Source organism: Streptantibioticus silvisoli (genome assembly GCF_027947535.2).
GTDB classification, from domain to species: Bacteria; Actinomycetota; Actinomycetes; order Streptomycetales; family Streptomycetaceae; genus Streptantibioticus_C; species Streptantibioticus_C silvisoli.
The window spans coordinates 1-21,164 of sequence record NZ_JAAGKO020000012.1; the positions used below are offsets into that span (position 1 = coordinate 1).

The 21,164-nt window shown below is 72.4% G+C and carries 17 protein-coding genes; all 17 read left to right on the forward strand.

The window, feature by feature from the left end:
* The first annotated feature begins 420 nt into the window (after nucleotides 1-420).
* The 17 genes from POF43_RS10845 to POF43_RS10925 all read left to right on the forward strand — a co-directional run bounded on the left by POF43_RS10845 (nucleotide 421) and on the right by POF43_RS10925 (nucleotide 21,155).
* Entirely contained in the window at nucleotides 421-2,199 is a 1,779-nt protein-coding gene (locus POF43_RS10845; protein ID WP_271314565.1) for a DUF5941 domain-containing protein, read from the forward strand.
* Nucleotides 2,196-2,945: a phosphocholine cytidylyltransferase family protein gene (locus POF43_RS10850; protein WP_271314557.1), complete on the forward strand. Its 750-nt coding sequence runs from the start codon at nucleotides 2,196-2,198 to the stop codon at nucleotides 2,943-2,945. Before POF43_RS10845 ends, POF43_RS10850 begins: the two co-directional genes overlap by 4 nt.
* The gene (locus tag POF43_RS10855; RefSeq protein ID WP_271314558.1) at nucleotides 2,933-3,994 is read left to right on the forward strand and encodes an iron-containing alcohol dehydrogenase family protein; all 1,062 of its coding nucleotides are present in this window, start codon (nucleotides 2,933-2,935) and stop codon (nucleotides 3,992-3,994) included. Before POF43_RS10850 ends, POF43_RS10855 begins: the two co-directional genes overlap by 13 nt.
* Nucleotides 3,972-4,751 (forward strand): CDP-alcohol phosphatidyltransferase family protein, encoded by a 780-nt coding sequence (locus POF43_RS10860; RefSeq protein ID WP_271314559.1) that lies wholly within the window; start codon nucleotides 3,972-3,974, stop codon nucleotides 4,749-4,751. The genes POF43_RS10855 and POF43_RS10860 overlap by 23 nt, the downstream gene beginning before the upstream one ends.
* A gap of 8 nt (nucleotides 4,752-4,759) precedes the next feature.
* Nucleotides 4,760-5,632 carry a glycosyltransferase family 2 protein gene (locus tag POF43_RS10865; RefSeq protein WP_271323438.1) on the forward strand — a complete coding sequence of 291 codons (873 nt, stop codon included), beginning with the start codon at nucleotides 4,760-4,762 and terminating at the stop codon, nucleotides 5,630-5,632.
* 90 nt (nucleotides 5,633-5,722) lie between these two features.
* Nucleotides 5,723-6,664 carry an ABC transporter permease gene (locus POF43_RS10870; RefSeq protein ID WP_271314560.1) on the forward strand — a complete coding sequence of 314 codons (942 nt, stop codon included), beginning with the start codon at nucleotides 5,723-5,725 and terminating at the stop codon, nucleotides 6,662-6,664.
* Between the two features lies 1 nt (nucleotide 6,665).
* Nucleotides 6,666-7,478, forward strand: coding sequence for an ABC transporter ATP-binding protein (locus POF43_RS10875; RefSeq protein WP_271314567.1), 813 nt, complete (start codon nucleotides 6,666-6,668; stop codon nucleotides 7,476-7,478).
* Between the two features lie 382 nt (nucleotides 7,479-7,860).
* Entirely contained in the window at nucleotides 7,861-8,820 is a 960-nt protein-coding gene (hpnC, locus tag POF43_RS10880; RefSeq protein WP_271314561.1) for a squalene synthase HpnC, read from the forward strand.
* Nucleotides 8,817-9,755 (forward strand): presqualene diphosphate synthase HpnD, encoded by a 939-nt coding sequence (gene hpnD, locus POF43_RS10885; protein ID WP_271314562.1) that lies wholly within the window; start codon nucleotides 8,817-8,819, stop codon nucleotides 9,753-9,755. Before hpnC ends, hpnD begins: the two co-directional genes overlap by 4 nt.
* A gap of 133 nt (nucleotides 9,756-9,888) precedes the next feature.
* Nucleotides 9,889-11,328, forward strand: coding sequence for a hydroxysqualene dehydroxylase HpnE (gene hpnE, locus POF43_RS10890; RefSeq protein WP_271314563.1), 1,440 nt, complete (start codon nucleotides 9,889-9,891; stop codon nucleotides 11,326-11,328).
* Between the two features lie 6 nt (nucleotides 11,329-11,334).
* Nucleotides 11,335-12,444, forward strand: a complete 1,110-nt coding sequence (locus POF43_RS10895; protein WP_271314564.1) for a polyprenyl synthetase family protein — start codon at nucleotides 11,335-11,337, stop codon at nucleotides 12,442-12,444.
* Between the two features lie 102 nt (nucleotides 12,445-12,546).
* Nucleotides 12,547-14,742 (forward strand): squalene--hopene cyclase, encoded by a 2,196-nt coding sequence (gene shc / locus POF43_RS10900; protein ID WP_282704530.1) that lies wholly within the window; start codon nucleotides 12,547-12,549, stop codon nucleotides 14,740-14,742.
* Nucleotides 14,742-15,416, forward strand: a complete 675-nt coding sequence (locus POF43_RS10905) for a phosphorylase family protein (RefSeq protein ID WP_271325807.1) — start codon at nucleotides 14,742-14,744, stop codon at nucleotides 15,414-15,416. The genes shc and POF43_RS10905 overlap by 1 nt, the downstream gene beginning before the upstream one ends.
* Nucleotides 15,417-15,421: 5 nt before the next feature.
* Nucleotides 15,422-16,282, forward strand: a complete 861-nt coding sequence (locus POF43_RS10910) for a DUF3463 domain-containing protein (protein WP_271325806.1) — start codon at nucleotides 15,422-15,424, stop codon at nucleotides 16,280-16,282.
* 6 nt (nucleotides 16,283-16,288) lie between these two features.
* On the forward strand, nucleotides 16,289-17,464 hold the full coding sequence (ispG, locus tag POF43_RS10915) for a flavodoxin-dependent (E)-4-hydroxy-3-methylbut-2-enyl-diphosphate synthase (RefSeq protein ID WP_282698507.1): 1,176 nt from the start codon (nucleotides 16,289-16,291) through the stop codon (nucleotides 17,462-17,464).
* A 57-nt stretch (nucleotides 17,465-17,521) separates the two neighbouring features.
* Entirely contained in the window at nucleotides 17,522-19,759 is a 2,238-nt protein-coding gene (gene dxs, locus POF43_RS10920) for a 1-deoxy-D-xylulose-5-phosphate synthase (RefSeq protein WP_271323828.1), read from the forward strand.
* Entirely contained in the window at nucleotides 19,743-21,155 is a 1,413-nt protein-coding gene (locus tag POF43_RS10925) for an aspartate aminotransferase family protein (RefSeq protein WP_271313227.1), read from the forward strand. The genes dxs and POF43_RS10925 overlap by 17 nt, the downstream gene beginning before the upstream one ends.
* The last annotated feature ends 9 nt before the right edge of the window (nucleotides 21,156-21,164 follow it).

The window sequence follows — 21,164 nt, forward strand, 5'->3', positions numbered from 1 at the left end:
CCGTCCCACCCCGGCCGGCGCCGGGCCCCGCCCCCGTTCGTCCCGGGCCGGAACCCCCGTCGTCCCGAACCGGACCCGCCCCCGCCCCGAACCGATCCCGGCCAACCCCTGGCCCCCTGTATCGTTGGAACGGTACCGTTACGCCGTACCGCTACCGTACCGCCCGGTGACCCGGCGGCTCAGGGCGGCATGCCATGATGATCGAGGCCCGAGAACGCGGTGAACCCGCGATGGAAGCCTCCTGACCGGCATCCGATAACCTCTGCCGTCGAGCCCGTCCGGGACACCGCGGGGACGCGGTCGCCGCGCCGTGCCCGCAGCGGGCGCGCGACGCATCCGGAGGGCACGCGGGCCCGTCACACCGGACCACCGAGCACGGTGGCCGAGCCGCCGCCATGCCTCATCAGGGAGTGAGTTCACCTGTCGACCGCCATCCTCACCGGCACCCCGGCCGCGGGCTCGCCCCTGGAGGACGACCTGCGCGGCCTCGGGTTCGACGTCACCGTGGCGGACGGACCCGACGACCTGGCCGTCCGGCTGGCCGCCGTGCCGCCCGCCGTCCGCGTCGCCCTGGTGCACCCCCGCTTCACCGGCCACCGCCACGCGCTGCGCCTGGCGCTGACCGACCCGCGCTTCCCGGCCGGCGCGGTCCCCGGCGCGCTGGCGGTCGACGCCACCGCCCGCGCCGAACTGGCCGCCGCCGTCAAGGAACTGGGCGCCACCGCGGCACCCGACGCCGTCGCGGAGGCCATCGAGACCTCCGGCACCGCGGTCCACCGCCCCGAACTCGGCGTGCTGACCGCCTCGGTGCCGTCCGACGACGCCGAACTCGCCGCCGCCCGCGCCGCGACCGCCGCCGTCGACGACGAACGGGTCCGGCTGCGATCCGCCGTCAAGTCGCGCGACGGCTTCTTCACCACGTACTGCGTCAGCACCTACTCCCGCTACATCGCCCGCTGGTGCGCCCGGCGCGGCCTGACGCCCAACCAGGTCACCACCGCCTCCCTGGTCGTCGCGCTCATCGCCGCCGCCTGCGCCGCCACCGGTACCCGTACCGGATACGTCGCGGCCGGCGTGCTGCTGCTGGCGTCCTTCGTACTGGACTGCACCGACGGCCAGTTGGCCCGCTACTCCCTGCAGTACTCCACGCTCGGCGCCTGGCTGGACGCCACCTTCGACCGGGCCAAGGAGTACGCGTACTACGCCGGACTCGCGCTCGGCGCCGCCCGCAACCACGACGACGTGTGGGCGCTGGCGCTCGGCGCGATGGTGCTCCAGAGCTGCCGTCACATCGTGGACTTCTCCTTCAACGAGTCCAACCACGACGCCACCGCCAACACCTCGCCCACCGCCGCGCTGTCGGACAAGCTCGACAGCGTCGGCTGGACGGTGTGGGTGCGCCGGATGATCGTGCTGCCCATCGGCGAGCGCTGGGCCCTGATCGCCGTACTGACCGCCGCCACCACCCCGCGCGTCGTCTTCGTGGTGCTGCTGATCGGCTGCGCGCTGGCCGCCTGCTACACCACCGCCGGCCGGGTCCTGCGCTCGCTGACCCGCCGCGCCCGGCGCACCGACCGCGCCGCGCAGGCGCTGGGCGAACTCGCCGACACCGGTCCGCTGGCCGAGGTGGTCGCCCGGTTCGCCGGCCGCGGCGTGCCCGGCCTCGCCGCGCCGGCCCTCGCGCTGCTCGGCGGCGCCGCGGTGGTCGCCACCGCCTGGCTCACCCCGTACGGCAGCTGGTGGCCGCTGGTGGCCGCCGCCGTCTACACCCTCACCTCCGGCGTCGCGGTCGCCGGCCCGCTCAAGGGCTCACTGGACTGGCTGATCCCGCCGTTCTTCCGGGCCGCCGAATATGTCACGGTGCTGGCCCTGGCCGCGCGTTCCGGCGTGCACGGCGCGCTTCCGGCGGCGTTCGGGCTGGTGGCGGCGGTCGCCTACCATCACTACGACACGGTCTACCGCATCCGCGGCGGCACCGGGGCGCCACCGCGCGGCCTGGTCCGCGCGACCGGCGGCCACGAGGGCAGGCTGCTCGTGGTCACCGCGCTCGCCGCCCTGCTCGCGACCCGCCCGACGTATCCCACGGCGCTGGCGGTCCTCGCCGGGGTCCTGGCGCTGATGGTGCTCATCGAGTCCATCCGCTTCTGGGTCTCCGCCGGAGCCCCCGCGGTCCACGACGAAACAGGAGAACCCTCATGATCGGCCTCGTGCTGGCGGCCGGCGCCGGACGGCGTCTTCGCCCCTACACCGACACCCTGCCGAAGGCCCTGGTCCCGGTGGACCCCGCCGGCGAGGGCACCACGACCGTCCTCGACCTGACCCTGGGCAACTTCGCCGAGGTCGGCCTGACCGACGCGGCGATCGTGATCGGCTACCGCGGCGAGGCCGTCGTGGAGCGCAAGGCGGCGCTGGAGAAGAAGTACGGCGTCAAGCTGCACCTCGTCGAGAACGACAAGGCGGAGGAGTGGAACAACGCCTACTCCCTGTGGTGCGCGCGTGACGTCATCAAGGAAGGCGTCATCCTCGCCAACGGCGACACCGTCCACCCGGTCTCCGTCGAGCACACCCTGCTCGCCGCCCGTGGCGACGGCAAGAAGATCGTGCTGGCCCTCGACACGGTCAAGAAGCTGGCCGACGAGGAGATGAAGGTCGTCGTCGACCCGGCCACGGGCGTGCGGCGCATCACCAAGCTGATGGAGCCCGCCGAGGCCACCGGCGAGTACATCGGCGTCACCCTCATCGAGGCCGAGGCCGCCGAGCAGCTCGCCGACGCGCTGAAGGCCACCTACGAGCGCGACCCGCAGCTGTACTACGAGGACGGCTACCAGGAGCTGGTCAACCGCGGCTTCCAGGTCGACGTCGCCCCGATCGGCGAGGTCTCCTGGGTCGAGATCGACAACCACGACGACCTCGAGCGGGCCCGGGGGATCGCGTGCCTGTACTGACCCGGCTGATCCCCTCGCCGGTCGTCGTCGACATCCGCGGCGGCGCCCTGGGCGACCTGGCCGCGCTCCTGGCCGACCAGCGGATCTCCACCTCGGGCAAGCTGGCCGTGGCCATCAGCAAGGGCTCCGGCGCCGCGCTGCGCGAGCGGCTGGCGCCGGCCCTGCCGGACGCCGACTGGTTCACCGTCGGCGGCGGCACCATCGACGCCGCGGTGAAGCTGGCCGACGCCATGCGCGGCAAGCGCTACGACGCGGTGGTGGCACTCGGCGGCGGCAAGATCATCGACGCCTCCAAGTACGCCGCCGCCCGCGTCGGCCTGCCGCTGGTCGCGGTCGCCACCAACCTGGCGCACGACGGCATCTGCTCGCCGGTCGCCACGCTGGACAACGACAACGGCCGCGGCTCCTACGGCGTGCCCAGCCCGGTCGCCATGGTCATCGACCTCGACGTCATCCGGGCCGCTCCGGCGCGCTACGTGCGGGCCGGCATCGGCGACGCCATCTCCAACCTGTCGGCGATCGCCGACTGGGAGCTGTCGCACCGCGAGAACGGCGAGCGCATCGACGGCCTGGCCGCCGCCATGGCCCGCAGCGCCGGCGAGTCGGTGCTGCGCCACCCGGGCACCATCGCCGACGACGGGTTCGTCACCACCCTCGCCGAGGGCCTGGTCCTGACCGGCATCGCCATGTCGATCAGCGGGGACTCCCGCCCGTCGTCCGGCGCCTGCCACGAGATCAGCCACGCCTTCGACCTGCTGTACCCGCAGCGGGCCGCCTCGCACGGCGAGCAGTGCGGCATCGGCGCCGCCTTCGCCATGCACCTGCGCGGCGCGGCCGGTGAGGCCGGTCACATGGTCGAGGTCCTGCGGCGGCACGGGCTGCCGGTGCTGCCGGGCGAGATCGGCTTCTCCGACGAGGAGTTCGTGACGGCCGTGGAGTACGCGCCGCAGACCCGCCCGGGGCGGTACACGATCCTCGAACACCTCAACCTGGACACCGACGCGATCAGGGATGCGTACGCGGACTATGCCAAAGCCATCAGTAGCTGAACTGCGCCCGGTCGTCCATCCGGCCGGCGTCAAGGACCGGCGCAGTGGTGAGCACTGGGGCGGGCGCCTGTACATGCGGGAGATCTCGCTGCGGATCGACCGGCACCTGGTCGGCACCCGGGTCACGCCCAACCAGCTGACCTACCTGATGACCTTCTTCGCCGTGCTGGCCGCGCCGGCCCTGCTGGTGCCCGGCATCGCCGGCGCCGTGCTCGGCGTGCTGATGGTCCAGCTCTACCTGCTGCTCGACTGCGTCGACGGTGAGGTCGCCCGCTGGAAGAAGCAGTTCTCGCTCGCCGGGGTGTACATGGACCGGGTCGCCGCCTACGTGTGCGACGCCGCGGTCCTGGTCGGCTTCGGCCTGCGCGCCGCCGACCTGTGGGGCTCGGGGCGGATCGACTGGCTGTGGGCCTTCCTGGGCACCCTCGCCGCCCTCGGCGCCATCCTGATCAAGGCCGAGACCGACCTGGTCGGCGTCGCCCGCCACCAGGGCGGTCTGCCGCCGGTGAAGGAGGCGGCGTCCGAGCCGCGTTCGTCCGGCATGGCGCTGGCCCGCCGCGCGGCCGGGGCGCTGAAGTTCCACCGGCTGGTGCTGGGGATCGAGGCGTCGCTGCTGATCCTGCTGCTGGCCGTCGTGGACACCGTCCGCGGCGGGCTGTTCTTCGAGCGGCTGGGCGTCGCCGTGCTGGCCGCCGTCGCGGTGCTCCAGTCGCTGCTGCACCTGGTGTCCGTCCTCGCCTCCAGCAGGCTGCGATGACGGCCGCGATGAAGCTCGGCGCGGTCGTGCTCACCATGGGCAACCGCCCCGTGGAACTGCTCGCGCTGCTGGACTCCGTGGCCCGGCAGAAGGGCGACCCGGTCGAGGTCGTCGTGGTCGGCAACGGCGCCCCGCTGCCGTCCCTGCCCCCCGGGGTGCGCACCGTCGAGCTGCCGGAGAACGTCGGCATCCCCGCCGGGCGCAACGTCGGCATCGAGGCGTTCGGAGCGAACGGCACCGAGGTGGACGCCCTGCTGTTCCTGGACGACGACGGCCTGCTGCCCCGTGAGGACACTGCGGAACTGGTCCGTGAGGCGTTCGCGGCCGACCGGGAGCTGGGCATCATCAGCTTCCGGATCGCCGACCCGGAGACCGGCGGGACCCAGCGCCGGCACGTGCCGCGGCTGCGGGCCGCCGACCCGATGCGCTCCTCGCGCGTCACCACCTTCCTCGGTGGCGCCAACGCGGCGCGCACCGCGGTCTTCGCGCAGGTGGGCGGCCTGCCGGACGTCTTTTTCTACGCCCACGAGGAGACCGATCTCGCCTGGCGGGCGCTGAACGCCGGGTGGATGATCGACTACCGTGCCGACATGGTGCTGGAGCACCCGAAGACGGCGCCCAGCCGGCACGCGGTCTACCACCGGATGGTGGCCCGCAACCGGGTGTGGCTGGCCCGGCGCAACCTCCCCGCACTCCTGGTCCCGCTCTACCTGGGGACCTGGATTCTGCTCACCCTGGCCAGACGCCCGTCCGGACCGGCGCTGCGCGCCTGGCTCGGCGGCTTCCGGGAAGGCTGGTCCACTCCCTGCGGACCACGCCGGCCCATGAAGTGGCGTACGGTATGGCGGCTGACCCGACTGGGACGACCGCCCGTCATCTGACAGTCTCGGATGACAAGCTCGGTTCGAAAGGCATCGGACGCGACCCGGGACCCCGCCCCGGCGCGCACCACCAGGACGAAAGTGTCAATTGTGAGCGATACCACGCACAACGGCGCGGTCGCCGTGAGCGCTCCGGAGAACGCCCCCCGGGTGCCGTCGGTGGACGGCGGTCTGTCCCTGCCCGAGCTGGCGACCAAGTACGGTCTGACGGTCAGCGGCGCCCGGCCGGGTCTGCTGGACTACGTCCGGCAGCTGTGGGGCCGCAGGCATTTCATCGCGGCCTACTCCATCGCCCGGCTCAGCGCCCAGTACACCAAGGCGCGGCTGGGCCAGCTGTGGAACGTCATGACCCCGCTGCTGAACGCGGCGGTCTACTACCTGATCTTCGGCGTGCTGCTCCAGACCAACCGGGGCATCGACAACTTCATCGCCTACCTGGTCACCGGCGTCTTCGTGTTCAACTTCACGCAGGCGTCGATCCTGGCCGGCACCCGCGGCATCTCCGACAACCTCGGCCTGATCCGCGCCCTGCACTTCCCCCGGGCGTCGCTGCCGATCTCGGTCACGCTCATCCAGCTCCAGCAGCTGCTGTACTCGATGATCGTCCTGGTCGCGATCGTGCTGATGACCGGTGAACTCCCGGACTTCTCCTGGTTCCTGATCATCCCCACGCTGGTGCTCCAGGCGATCTTCAACATCGGGGTGGCGCTGATCGTCGCCCGGCTGGGCGCCGAGGTCACCGACCTCGCCCAGCTGATGCCGTTCCTGCTGCGCACCTGGATGTACGTCTCCGGCGTCTTCTACAGCATCGCCAACGTGGTCAAGCACCTGCCGACCTGGGTCGGCTGGATGCTGGACCTGAACCCGGCGGCGGTCTACATCGACCTCATCCGGTTCTCGCTGATCGACAGCTTCACCCCCGCTCAGCTGCCGCACCACGTGTGGCTCGCGGCGGTCGCCTGGGCCGTGATCGCGGGCGTGGGCGGTTTCGTGTTCTTCTGGAAGGCCGAGGAGAGTTACGGTCGTGGCTGACATCCAACGCGGCGAAGACCGCAACAAGGAACTGGACGACCCGCGCGGCGACGGCCGCGTGCCCACCGTCATCTGCGACAACGTGCACATCGTCTACCGGGTGCACGGCGCGGGCAGCGGCAAGGGCAGCGCCACCGCGGCACTCAGCCGCATCGTCACCCGCAAGGCGTCGCCGAACGTCCGCGAGGTGCACGCGGTGCGCGGCGTCAGCTTCGTCGCCTACAAGGGCGAGGCCGTCGGCCTGATCGGCTCCAACGGCTCCGGCAAGTCGACCATCCTGCGCTCCATCGCCGGCCTGCTGCCGCCGGAGTCCGGCCGGGTCTACACCGACGGACAGCCCTCCCTGCTCGGCGTGAACGCCGCCCTCATGAACGACCTCACCGGCGAGCGGAATGTCATCCTCGGCGGCCTGGCGATGGGCATGGGCAAGGACGAGGTGCGCGAGAAGTACGAGTCCATCGTGGACTTCTCCGGTATTCAGGAGAAGGGCGACTTCATTTCGCTCCCGATGCGCACCTATTCGTCGGGTATGGCGGCCCGTCTGAAGTTCTCCATCGCCGCCGCCAAGAAGCACGACGTCCTCATGATCGACGAGGCGCTGGCCACCGGTGACCGCCGATTCCAGCGCCGGTCCGAGGAGCGAATCCGGGAACTGCGCAAGGAGGCCGGCACGGTCTTCCTGGTCAGCCACAACAACAATTCGATCCGGGACACCTGCGACCGGGTGCTGTGGCTGGAGAAGGGCGTCCTGCTGATGGACGGCCCGACCGAAGAGGTCCTGGAAGCCTACGAGGAGTTCACCGGCGGAAAGTGACGAACCGACCGTAAGGTGCGCGACGGCCCCCGCCGACTTCGGCGGGGGCCGTACGTGTGAAGGGAAAGCAACGGACCGGGGAACCGGGAAGTTTCATCAGCCAACGTTTGTTGACAGTTCGCAGCGGGTGCCACCCCGCCGTCGAGCAGTTCCTTGTACGGCGTACGCTAACGAAGTCCCGCCGCCGTCCCGCCGAAGACCGGGCATTACCGTCCGGGGCGCGGCACGGACAGCGCGGACCGAATGGGAGGGTGGCATTGGGTGCGGCGTGTCCGAAATGGGAAGTGCCTGAGGATCAGTGTAGAACGGGGGATGTGGCGGCCATGACGACGGGAACCAACCGGCTCCGGGGCACGTCCGCCGCTCACACCTGGGACCCCTCATGGTGACCGCGGGGGACAGTGCGCGGACCGGCTCCGCCGAGCCCAAGAACGTTGCGCCCGGCGGCGATCCGGCCGCGGCGCAGTCCCGCGCCGTGCTGGACAAGGCCGCCCGGGAGAACTTCCCCGTGGCGCCGTTCTTCCTGCCGCGCGCCTGGCGCCGCGACCTGATGGCCGTCTACGGATACGCCCGCCTGGTCGACGACATCGGCGACGGCGACCTGCCGCCCGGCCGCGACGACGCCGCCTGGCTCGGCGTCGAACCCGCGCTGAGCGACGACCGGCTCGCCATGCTCGACGCCTTCGAGGCCGACCTGACCCGGGTCTTCGGCACCGGCGCCGAGCAGCCCGGCCACCCGATCCTGCGCGCCCTGGTGCCCACCGTGCGCCGCCACCGGCTCACCCCGGAACCGTTCCTCGGCCTGATCGGCGCCAACCGGCAGGACCAGCGGGTGCGTCGCTACGCCAGCTGGGAGGAACTGCTCGCCTACTGCGAGCTGTCGGCCAATCCCGTCGGCCGCCTGGTGCTGTCCATCACCGGCACCAGCACCCCCGAACGCGTCCGGCACTCCGACGCGGTGTGCACCGCGCTCCAGGTCGTCGAGCACCTCCAGGACGTCGCCGAGGACCTGGCCCGCGACCGGATCTACCTCCCCCAGGACGACATGGCCCGCTTCGGCGTGTCCGAATCCGACCTGGCGGCACCCACCGGGGGCGCGTCGGTGCGGGACCTGGTGAAATACGAGGCGGAACGCGCCCGCGATCTGTTGAATGAAGGCACCCCGCTGGTGGGTAGCGTCCACGGCAGGCTCAAACTGCTGCTCGCCGGATTCGTGGCCGGAGGACGGTCCGCGCTGACCGCGGTGGCGGCGGCACGCTACGACGTACTGGCGGGGGCGCCGAAGGCGACGAAGACGGGACTGCTGCGCGAGGTGGGGTCCACATTGCGACGGAAGGGGTGAGCCGGACAGTGGACGGCATGGCGCACATGTCCGCGCCGGTGCTCGCGGCGTACCGGTACTGCGAGACCGTGACGAGCCGGCAGGCCCGCAACTTCGCCTACGGGATCCGCCTGCTGCCCGGCGAGAAGCGGCAGGCCATGTCGGCCCTGTACGCCTTCTCCCGCCGGGTGGACGACATCGGCGACGGCGAACTCGACCTGGCCACCAAGCGGGTCCGGCTGGAGGAGACCCGGGCGGTACTGGAACGGGTCAGGACCGAGGCGGTCGCCGAGGACGACGTCGACCCGGTCGCGGTCGCCCTGGCCGACGCCGCACGGCGCTTCCCGCTGCCGCTCGGCGGACTCGACGAACTCATCGACGGCGTGTGGATGGACCTCACCGGCGAGACCTACGAGACCTGGGACGACCTGAAGGTCTACTGCCGCTGCGTGGCCGGCGCCATCGGCCGGCTGTCGCTGGCGGTCTTCGGCACGGTGCCCGGCGCCCGCGACGCCGAGCGGGCCGCCGCCTACGCCGACACCCTCGGGCTGGGTCTGCAACTGACCAACATCCTGCGCGACATCGTGGAGGACGCGGACAACGGGCGCACCTATCTGCCCGCCGACGACCTGGCCAAGTTCGGCTGCGCGGCCGGGTTCTCCGGCACCCGGCCGCCCGAGGGCTCGGACTTCGAGGGCCTGGTGCACCACGAAGTGCGCCGCGCCCGCGCCCTGTTCGACGAGGGCTACCGGCTGCTGCCGATGCTCGACCGCCGCAGCGGCGCCTGCGTCGCCGCCATGGCCGGCATCTACCGCCGCCTGCTGGAGCGCATCGCGGCCGACCCGCGGGCCGTGCTGCGCGGCCGGGTCTCGCTGCCGGGGCGTCAGAAGGCGTACGTGGCGCTGCGCGGCCTCGCCGGACTCGACGCCCGCCAGGCCGCGCGGGGGCGCAGTTGACGCCCGTCCCGCCGGCCGGGCCGGGCGGTCGCCGGAACAACCCGCGGTGCCGCTCAACCCCGCGGGCCGCCAGCGCGTCCATGATCACGTCGTCACGTCCCGGCCCGGCCCGGGACGGCGGAAGGAGGAGTTCGTGAGCCAGGGCCCGACACCGCGGCCGGACGACGCGGGCCGCGCGACGGCCGTTGTGGTCGGCGGCGGCCTGGCCGGCGTCACCGCCGCGCTCACCCTCGCCGACTCCGGCGTCCGGGTCACCCTCGTCGAGGGCCGGCCCCGGCTGGGCGGCCTGGCGTTCTCCTTCCGCCGCGACAGCGAGGTCGGCGAACTGAGCGTCGACAACGGCCAGCACGTCTTCCTGCGCTGCTGCACCGCCTACCGCTGGTTCCTCGACCGGATCGGTGCGGCGGACCTGGTCACCCTCCAGGACCGGCTCGACGTTCCCGTGCTGGACGCCGACCGCCAGCGGCTGGGCCGGCTGCGCCGTACCGCGCTGCCGGTGCCGCTGCACCTGGCCGCCTCGCTGGCCACCTATCCGCACCTGTCGCTCACCGAACGGGCCACGGTCGGCCGGGCGGCCCTCGCGCTGCGCGGCCTGGACCCCGACGACCCGGCGCTGGACGCCACCGACTTCGGCAGCTGGCTGCGCGCCCGCGGCCAGTCGGCCCGTACCGTCGAGGCGCTGTGGGACCTGGTCGGCGTCGCCACCCTCAACGCCACCGCCGACCACGCCTCGCTGGGCCTGGCCGCCAAGGTGTTCAGGACCGGCCTGCTGTCCGAACCCGGCGCCGCCGACATCGGCTGGGCCGCCGCGCCGCTCGGCGACCTGCACCACGACCGCGCCCGCGCCGCCCTGGAGGCGGCCGGCGTCGAGGTGGTGCTGCGCGCCCGCGCCGCCACCCCGGTGCGCGGCGCCGACGGCCGCTGGCTGGTCCCGGTCGCCGAAGGGCCCGGCGCCGCCCGCGAACTGGCCGCCGACCACGTGGTGCTGGCGGTACCGCAGCGCGAGACGCACGCTCTGCTGCCGCCCGGCGCGCTGAGCGACCCGGACGCGCTGCTGGCCATCGGCACCGCCCCGATCCTCAACGTCCACGTCGTCTACGACCGCGTGGTCCTGCGTGAACGGTTCCTCGCCGCCATCAACAGCCCCGTGCAGTGGGTCTTCGACCGCACGCAGTCCTCCGGGCTCGCCGCGCTGCCCGGTGCGGCCGGTTCGCAGTACATCGCGCTGTCGCAGTCCGCCGCGCAGGACGAGATCGACCTGCCGGTCGCCGAACTGCGGGCCCGTTACCTCCCCGAACTCGAGCGCGTGCTGCCGGCGGCCCGCGGCGCCGGGGTCCGGGACTTCTTCGTCACCCGGGAACGCACCGCCACCTTCGCCCCGGTACCGGGCGTCGGACGGCTGCGGCCCGCGGCGGCCACCCGTGAGCCCGGCCTCCACCTGGCCGGCGCCTGGACCGCCACCGGATGGCCCGCGACCATGGAGTCCGCCGTCCGCAGCGGCGCCCTGGCCGCCGGCCACGCCTTGACGGAACTCGGCCGCCCGGCTCCGCGCGGGGCCCTGGAAGCCGTTTGAGCACCCATGCCGTATGAGCACCCATCAGGAAGCAGAGGAGAGCCCGTGATCCCGGCCCACGAGCAGGTAGCAGCGCCCGATACGCGCGAGGGCGTGACCGCGCTGCTGGAGCGCGGGCGGACCCTGTCCACCCCCGTGCTGCGCGCGGCGGTCGACCGGCTCGCGTCCCCGATGGACACCGTCGCCGCGTACCACTTCGGCTGGATCGACGCCGAGGGCAACCCGGTGGACGGCGACAGCGGGAAGGCGGTCCGCCCGGCGCTCGCGCTGCTGTCCGCCGAGGCGGCCGGCGCCGCCCCGCAGGTCGGCGTGCCCGGCGCGGTCGCCGTCGAACTGGTCCACAACTTCTCGCTGCTGCACGACGACCTGATGGACGGTGACGAGCAGCGCCGGCACCGCGACACCGTGTGGAAGGTGCACGGCCCGGCGCAGGCCATCCTGGTCGGCGACGCGCTGTTCGCGCTGGCCAACGAGATCCTGCTGGAGCACGGCACCGTCGAGGCGGGCCGGGCCACCCGGCGCCTGACGGTGGCCACCCGCAAGCTGATCGACGGTCAGGCCCAGGACATCTCCTTCGAGCACCGCGAACGGGTCACCGTGGCGGAGTGCCTGGAGATGGAGGGCAACAAGACCGGCGCCCTGCTGGCCTGCGCCAGCTCCATCGGCGCGGTGCTGGGCGGCGCGGACGACGTCACCGCCGACGCGCTGGAGTCCTACGGCTACCACCTCGGCCTGGCCTTCCAGGCGATCGACGACCTGCTCGGCATCTGGGGCGAGCCCGCGGTGACCGGCAAGCAGACCTGGAGCGACCTGCGGCAGCGCAAGAAGTCGCTGCCGGTCGTGGCGGCGCTGGCTGCCGAGGGGTCGGCTGCCGGGCGACTGGGTGAACTCCTGGCCGCTGACGCCAAAAACCCTGAGATCGGGGAGTTCAGCGAGGAAGAATTCGCCATCCGCGCCGCGTTGATCGAGGAGGCGGGCGGCCGTGAGTGGACCTCCCAGGAGGCCCGCCGTCAGCACGCCACCGCCCTCGACGCGTTGAACGGAGTGGAAATGCCGGAAGACACCCGGCGCAACCTTCTCGCGCTCGCCGACTTCGTTGTGGTACGAGAAAGATGATAACTGCAACTGCCTAATCGCGGTCGCCGACCGGACGTTGCACCGTGACGACGGCCGACGGAAGCCCCACAGGCGCAGTTCTGCACTGTAGAAGGGGAAGCCATGACAGCGACGACCGATGGAAGCGCGGGACCTCGGCGGTCCCGCGCCACCTCGGCCAGTGAATCGACCGATCCGACTCCCGTCGCCTTCGACCCGAATCATCCTGCCGCAGACGCCAGCCCGCCCACTTCGACCACCGCCCCGAAGGAGCGGACCGCGCCGCCCGGGGGACCGCTGCTCGACGGCCCCCTGCTCGACGGCGCCACGTTCGACGCCCTGCTGTCCGACGCTCCCGCGCCCGCCGGACCCGCCCCCGAGGCTCCCGCGCCCGACGGCGCGGAACCGCTGGAGCGGGTGGCCGCCCGCATCACCGAGCGCGCCACCGCCCGCCTGCTCGCCTCGCAGGACGAGGAGGGCTGGTGGAAGGGCGACCTGGAGACCAACGTCACCATGGACGCCGAGGACCTGATGCTCCGGGAGTTCCTCGGCATCTCCGACAGCGCCATTCTGGAGGCGGCCGCCCGCTGGATCCGCGCCCAGCAGCGCGAGGACGGCACCTGGGCCACCTTCCACGGCGGACCCGGAGAGCTGTCCACCACCGTCGAGGCCTACGTGGCGCTCCGGCTGGCCGGCGACACGCCCGAGGCGCCGCACATGGCGTCCGCCGCGGCCTGGGTGCGCGACCACGGGGGCATCGCCGCCACCCGGGTCTTCACCCGCATCTGGCTGGCCCTGTTCGGCTGGTGGAGATGGGAGGACCTGCCGGAACTGCCCCCCGAGGTCATCTACCTGCCCCGCTGGTTCCCGCTGAACATCTACTCCTTCGGCCAGTGGGCCCGGCAGACCATCGTGCCGCTCACCGTGGTCGGCGCCCACCGCCCGGTGCGCCCGGCCGCGTTCCGCCTCGACGAGCTGCACACCGACCCCGCGGTGCCCAACCCGCCCCGGCCGCCCGCCCCGCTGGCCAGCTGGGAGGGGTTCTTCCAGCGGCTGGACAAGGCCCTGCACGTCTACCGCAGGTTCAGCATCCGCACCGTGCGCCGCACCGCGCTGGGCCTGTGCGCCCGCTGGATCATCGAGCGCCAGGAGAACGACGGCTGCTGGGGCGGCATCCAGCCGCCGGCCGTCTACTCGGTCATCGCCCTGCACCTGCTCGGCTACGACATCGACCACCCGGTGATGCGGGCGGGCCTGAAGTCGCTCGACCAGTTCGCCATCTGGCACGAGGACGGCAGCCGGATGATCGAGGCATGCCAGTCCCCGGTCTGGGACACCTGCCTGGCCGCCATCGCGCTCGCCGACGCCGGCCTGCCCGCCGACCACCCGGCCCTGGTGAAGGCGGCCGACTGGATGCTCGGCGAGCAGGTGCTGCGGCGCGGCGACTGGTCGGTGCGCCGGCCCGAACTGCCCTCCGGAGGCTGGGCGTTCGAGTTCCACAACACCAACTACCCGGACATCGACGACACCGCCGAGGTGGTGCTGGCGCTGGCCCGGGTGGACCACCCCGACCCGCAGCGGATGCGTACCGCGATCGAGCGCGGCGTGGTGTGGAACCTGGGCATGCAGTCCAAGAACGGTGCCTGGGGCGCGTTCGACGTGGACAACACCAGCCGCTTCCCCAACCTGCTGCCGTTCTGCGACTTCGGCGAGGTCATCGACCCGCCGTCGGCCGACGTGACGGCGCACGTGGTGGAGATGCTGGCCGCCGTCGGCATGGAGCACGACCCGCGCACCCGGCGCGGCGTCAGCTGGCTGCTGGCCGAACAGGAGGCCAACGGCGCCTGGTTCGGGCGCTGGGGCGTCAACTACGTCTACGGCACCGGCTCGGTGGTGCCCGCGCTGGTGGCGGCCGGGGTGCCGGCCTCCCATCCGGCGATCCGCCGCTCGGTGCGCTGGCTGGCCGACGTGCAGAACGCGGACGGCGGCTGGGGCGAGGACCTGCGCTCCTACCCCGAGCAGGAACTGGCCGGGCGCGGCGAATCCACCGCCTCGCAGACCGCCTGGGCGCTGCTGGCGCTGCTGGCGGCCGGTGAGCGCGACGGCGACGCGGTGGCCCGCGGCATCCGCTGGCTGGCCGACACCCAGTTGGAGGACGGCTCCTGGGACGAGCCGTACTTCACCGGCACCGGTTTCCCGTGGGACTTCTCCATCAACTACCACCTGTACCGGATGGTGTTCCCGCTGACCGCGCTGGGCCGCTACCTCCACGGTGAGGCACCGATGCGGGTGCCGGCACCGCTGGTCGAGGCGGCGTGATGGACCCGTCACCGGGCACGGCGCCCCGGACCCGTCCGGCGGAGCACGCCGGCGCCGCGGCCGCCCCGGGGCCGCTGCTGGTGGTCTGCGCCCTCGGGGTCGAGCGGTACGCGCTGCGTGCCGCCGACCGCGCGGGCCCGGCGGTCGCGCTGCTGCGGGCCGGCATGGGACCGCGGCGCGCCGGTGACGCCGTCACCGGCGCGCTGGTGCGCGACGGCCGGCCGGCCGCCGCGGTGCTGGTCACCGGGTTCTGCGCCGGCCTCGCCCCGGGCGTGCTGCCCGGTGACGTGGTGGTCGACGACCGTTCCGACGCCGCCGCGGTCCTCGCCGCGGCGGCGCGGCACGCCGTCACCCCGGTGGCCGCCCGCCGCCCGGTGACCGTGCACACCGGCCGCGTCGCCGGCGCCGACCACGTCGTGCGCGGTGCCGAACGGGCCGCGCTGGCCGCGAGCGGCGCGCTGGCCGTCGACATGGAGTCCGAGGCCGTACGGCTCGCCGCGCTGGCGGTCGGCGACCGGCCGGTGGCCGCCGTCCGCGTGGTGGTCGACACCCCGCAGTACGAACTCCTGCGCCCCGCCACCCTCCGCAACGGATACACCGCGTACCGGGTACTGCGCTCCCTGGTGCCGGCCTTCCTCGACTGGCACCGTTCTTCCCAGCTCCCCTGGAGGTGAGCCAGATGGCCATGCCGCTTCGCCGGACCGTCCGGGCCGGCGGCTGTCTCCCCGGGCAGCGCGTGCTCGGGCGCCGGGAGAGGCTCCCGCACCCGGCAGTCGACGGGATCGTCCGCCGGCCGGCCGGGCGCGAGAAGTACGTTCCCCTCTGCACCGACGCCGTGCTGCTGCGCCGGGAACTCGACACGTTCACGCCTTCGAGGTATTCCGCCTTGGCCGTCCCCATCGACGGCCCGCGCGAGCGTCACGATGAGTCGGTCGCCGAGGAAGGCGTGTCCGACGAGACGGTCGCGGCGATCAAGGAGGCGAAGGCGCGCGCTTTCCGGGTGACCACCCCTTCCCTCTCCTCCACCACCGACACCCCGCCGGCCGTCCTCGACGACGTCGACGTTGCCGATCTCCTCACCGACGACCCGGCGGTGGGCGAGCCGCTGAACCCGCCCGCCCACGCCCACGAGACGGCACCCGGCCAGGAACACCTCCGCCGGGCCCGGCAGACCCGCGACCCGTCCAAGAAGGCGGTCGCGGGCGGCAACCGCAAGAAGTGGCGCCTGAACCACAGCCCGCTCCTCCCGGACTTCCCGGAGGGCAGGGCGGATCTCCCGCGCACCGCGCGGGCGGTCCCGAACCACTCGCTGCTCGGCTGGCAGCGCCCGTGCTATCTGATGAGCGACGGCCACGTGGCCACGTACCGCGAACTCCTGGAGAAGACCGACGGGGAATCCCCCGGCTGCGGCAAGGACCCGCACTGCGCCAATCGCATGGCGCACCGCGGGGACGAGCCGACCGCCGTGCCGGCGCCCACGGGGTCCGGCAAGGAGACGCTGCGCGCGGCCCGCGAGACCGTTGTCTCGAATCGAGGCTGAGAACACATGAGTACGACGGAGCCTGTTTCACTCGGTATGCCCGCTGTTCCGCTGAAGCTGGCCGAGCGCCGGCGGTCGCGTCAGATCCAGGTGGGGTCGGTGGCGGTGGGTGGGGACGCGCCGGTGTCGGTGCAGTCGATGACGACGACGGTGACGGCGGACATCGGTGCGACGTTGCAGCAGATCGCGGAGTTGACGGCGTCGGGTTGTCAGATCGTGCGGGTGGCGTGTCCGTCGCAGGATGACGCGGATGCGTTGGCGACGATTGCGCGGAAGTCGCAGATTCCGGTGATCGCGGATATTCATTTTCAGCCGAAGTACGTGTTCGCGGCGATTGACGCGGGGTGTGCGGCGGTGCGGGTGAATCCGGGGAACATCCGGCAGTTCGACGACAAGGTGAAGGAGATCGCGCGGGCGGCGTCGGCGGCGGGGACGCCGATCCGGATCGGGGTGAACGCGGGGTCGCTGGACAGGCGGTTGCTGGAGAAGTACGGGAAGGCGACTCCTGAGGCGTTGGTGGAGTCGGCGTTGTGGGAGTGCTCGCTGTTCGAGGAGCACGGGTTCCGGGACATCAAGATCTCGGTGAAGCACAACGATCCGGTGGTGATGGTGAATGCCTATCGGTTGTTGGCGCAGAGGTGTGATTACCCGTTGCATCTGGGGGTGACGGAGGCGGGGCCGGCGTTCCAGGGGACGATCAAGTCGGCGGTGGCGTTCGGTGCGCTGCTGGCGGAGGGGATCGGGGACACGATCCGGGTGTCGTTGTCGGCGCCTCCGGCGGAGGAGGTGAAGGTGGGCATTCAGATTCTGGAGTCGTTGAATCTGCGGCAGCGGCGGTTGGAGATCGTGTCGTGTCCGTCGTGCGGTCGGGCGCAGGTGGATGTGTACAAGCTGGCGGATCAGGTGTCGGCGGGGCTGGACGGTCTGGAGGTTCCGTTGCGGGTGGCGGTGATGGGGTGTGTGGTCAACGGTCCGGGTGAGGCGCGTGAGGCGGATCTGGGGGTGGCCTCGGGCAACGGCAAGGGGCAGATCTTCGTCAAGGGCGAGGTGATCAAGACGGTGCCGGAGTCGAAGATCGTGGAGACCCTCATCGAGGAGGCGATGAAGATCGCCGAGCGGATGGAGGCAGCGGGACAGGGCACGGATGACGCGGGGGGAGGGCCGACGGTGACCGTCGCCTGACCCGCGCGCCGCACGTCGCACCACCGGACGGGGACAACCAACGAAAGGAAGCCTCACATGTCGTTGTTGGAGAGCATCCGGGGCCCGCAGGACCTCAAGGCGCTCGCCCCGGAACGGCTGGAGGAACTCGCCGAGGAGATCCGCACGTTCCTCATCGACTCCGTGGCCAGGACCGGCGGCCACCTCGGACCCAACCTGGGCGTGGTCGAGCTGACCATCGCCCTGCACCGGGTCTTCGACTCGCCGAAGGACCGGGTGCTGTTCGACACCGGTCACCAGTCCTACGTCCACAAGATCCTGACGGGCCGTCAGGACTTCTCCAAGCTCCGGGTCAAGGGCGGCCTGTCCGGCTACCCCTCGCGCGCGGAGTCCGAGCACGACGTCATCGAGAACAGCCACGCCTCCACGGTGCTCGGCTGGGCCGACGGGCTGGCCAAGGCCAACGAGGTCCTCGGCCGGGACGACCACGTGGTCGCGGTCATCGGCGACGGCGCGCTGACCGGCGGCATGGCCTGGGAGGCGCTGAACAACATCGCCGCCGCCCGCGACCGGCCGCTGATCATCGTCGTCAACGACAACGAACGCTCCTACGCGCCCACCATCGGCGGCCTCGCCAGCCACCTGGCCACCCTGCGCACCACCAACGAGTACGAACGCGTGCTGTCGTGGGGCAAGGAGCTCATCCAGCGCACCCCGGTCGTCGGCCAGCAGCTGTACGAGTCGCTGCACGGCGCCAAGAAGGGGTTCAAGGACGCCTTCGCCCCGCAGGGCATGTTCGAGGACCTGGGCCTGAAGTACGTGGGCCCGATCGACGGCCACGACACGGCGGCGGTGGAGGGCGCGCTGCGCGGCGCCAAGCGGTTCCGCGGCCCGGTCCTGGTGCACTGCCTGACGGTCAAGGGCCGCGGGTACGCCGCCGCCGAGCAGGACGAGGCCGACCGCTTCCACTCGGTCGGCGCCATCGACCCGCTCACCGGCGTCGCGCTGGCCCGGCCGGCGGGCAAGTCGTGGACCTCGGTCTTCGGCGACGCCATGGTGGAGATCGGCCGCGAGCGTGACGACGTCGTCGCCATCACCGCCGCCATGCTCCAGCCGGTCGGCCTCGGCCCGTTCGCCGCCGAGTTCCCCCAGCGGGTCTACGACGTGGGCATCGCCGAGCAGCACGCCGCCACCTCCGCGGCCGGCCTGGCCACCGGCGGCCTGCACCCGGTGGTCGCGGTCTACGCCACCTTCCTCAACCGCGCCTTCGACCAGGTCCTGATGGACGTCGCGCTGCACCGCTGCGGCGTCACCTTCGTGCTGGACCGGGCCGGCATCACCGGCACCGACGGCGCGTCGCACAACGGCATGTGGGACATGTCGATCCTCCAGGTCGTCCCCGGCCTGCGGATCGCCGCCCCGCGCGACGCCGACCAGCTGCGCGACCAGCTGCGCGAGGCGGTCGAGGTCGACGACGCGCCCACCGTCGTGCGGTTCCCCAAGGAGACCGTCGGCGAGCCGCTGCCCGCGATCGACCGGGTCGGCGGCATGGACGTGCTGCACCGCGGCGACCACCCCGACGTGCTGCTGGTCGCCGTCGGCGTGCTCGCGCCGACCTGCCTGACGGTGGCGGAGCTGCTGCGCGACCGCGGCATCGGCACCACCGTCGTCGACCCGCGCTGGGTCAAGCCGGTCGACCCGGCGCTGCCGGAGCTGGCCGCCGGCCACCGGGTGGTCGCCGTCGTCGAGGACAACGGCCGGGTCGGCGGGGTCGGCGCCGCCGTCGCCCAGGCGCTGCGCGACGCCGAAGTCGACGTCCCCGTGCGGGACTTCGGCATCCCGCCGCGTTTCCTGCCGCACGCCAAGCGCGCCGAGGTACTGGCCGACCTCGGCCTGACCCCCGCCGAGATCGCCGCCCGGATCGCCGCCACCGTGCACCGCACCGCCGGCGCGCACCACACCGCCGCGGACCCCGCCGCGCCGCCCACGGTGCCGGCCCCCGCCGCCCGCCGGGGCCGCGCTCCCGCGACGGGAACGGCGACGCGGACGGTGACGAAGACAGCCGCGAAGTCAGCGGCCAGGACGGCGACGAAGACAGCGGCGAAGTCAGCGGGCAAAACGGTGCCGAAGACAGCGCCTGTGCCCACCGCGAAGCCCGCGGCGGACGCCGGGACGCCCACCGCGCCCGCCGGGCCCGCGACCGCGAAGCCCGCGCCCGCCGAGCCCGCCACCGCGAAGCCCGCGACCCCTGCCAAGCCCGCAACCACCACCAAGCCCGTGACGAAGAAGGAGACATCCGATGGCCGACGAGCCTGAGGTCGGCAGCCCGGTCAAGGGGTTCGACCTCGCGAGACTGCTGGCCGAACGCGGCGCCGAGCGCTACGAGTTGCACGCCAAGCACCTCAACCACCAGCTGCCGCGCATGCTGCACACCATCGGCTTCGACAAGGTCTACGAGCGGGCCGAGGGCGCCTACTTCTGGGACGCCGACGGTGACGACTACCTCGACATGCTCGCCGGCTTCGGCGTCATGGGCCTGGGCCGCCACCACCCGGTGATCCGCAAGGCGCTGCACGACGTGCTCGACGCCGGGCTGGCCGACCTCACCCGCTTCGACTGCCCGCCGCTGCCCGGCCTGCTGGCCGAGAAACTGCTGGCCCACGCCCCGCACCTGGACCGGGTCTTCTTCGGCAGCAGCGGCACCGAGGCGGTGGAGACCGCGCTGAAGTTCGCCCGGTACGCCACCGGCAAGCAGCGCATCCTGTACTGCACGCACGCCTTCCACGGCCTGACCACCGGTTCGCTGTCGGTCAACGGCGAGGCCGGATTCCGCGACGGCTTCGCACCGCTGCTGCCGGACACCGCCATCGAGATGGGCGATCTGGCAGCGCTGGCACGGGAGTTGAAGCGCGGCGACGTGGCCGGCTTTGTGGTCGAGCCGATCCAGGGCAAGGGCGTCCACCTGACGCCGCCCGGATTCCTGCTCGCCGCCCAGGAGTTGCTGCACAAGCACAAGGCGCTGCTGATCGCCGACGAGGTGCAGACCGGCGTCGGCCGCACCGGCCGGTTCTTCGCCTACGACTGGGAGCCGGGCGTCGAACCCGACCTGGTCTGCGTGGCCAAGGCGTTGTCCGGCGGCTACGTGCCGATCTCCGCGACGCTCGGCAAGGACTGGATCTTCAAGAAGGTCTACTCCTCGATGGACCGCGTCCTGGTGCACTCCGCCAGCTTCGGCTCCAACGCCCAGGCGATGGCCGCCGGCCTGGCCACCCTCACGGTGATGGAGGACGAGCGGATCACGGAGAACGCCCGGGTCACCGGCGACCTGCTGCGCACCCGGCTCGCCGCGCTGACCGAACGCTACGAGCTGCTGTACGACGTGCGGGGCCGCGGCCTGATGATCGGCATCGAGTTCGGCCGGCCCAAGTCCCTGAAGCTGCGCGGCAATTGGACCATGCTCCAGGCCGCCCGCAAGGGGTTGTTCGCCCAGATGGTGGTGGTCCCGCTGCTCCAGCGGCACCGCATCCTCACCCAGGTCTCCGGCGACCACCTCGAAGTCATCAAGCTCATCCCGCCGTTGACCATCGGGGAGAAGGAGGTCGACCGCTTCGTCGACGCGTTCACCGACGTGATGGACGACGCCCACCGCGGCGGCGGCCTGATGTGGGACTTCGGCCGGACCCTGATCAAGCAGGCGGTCGCCAACAAGTGACGACCGCCC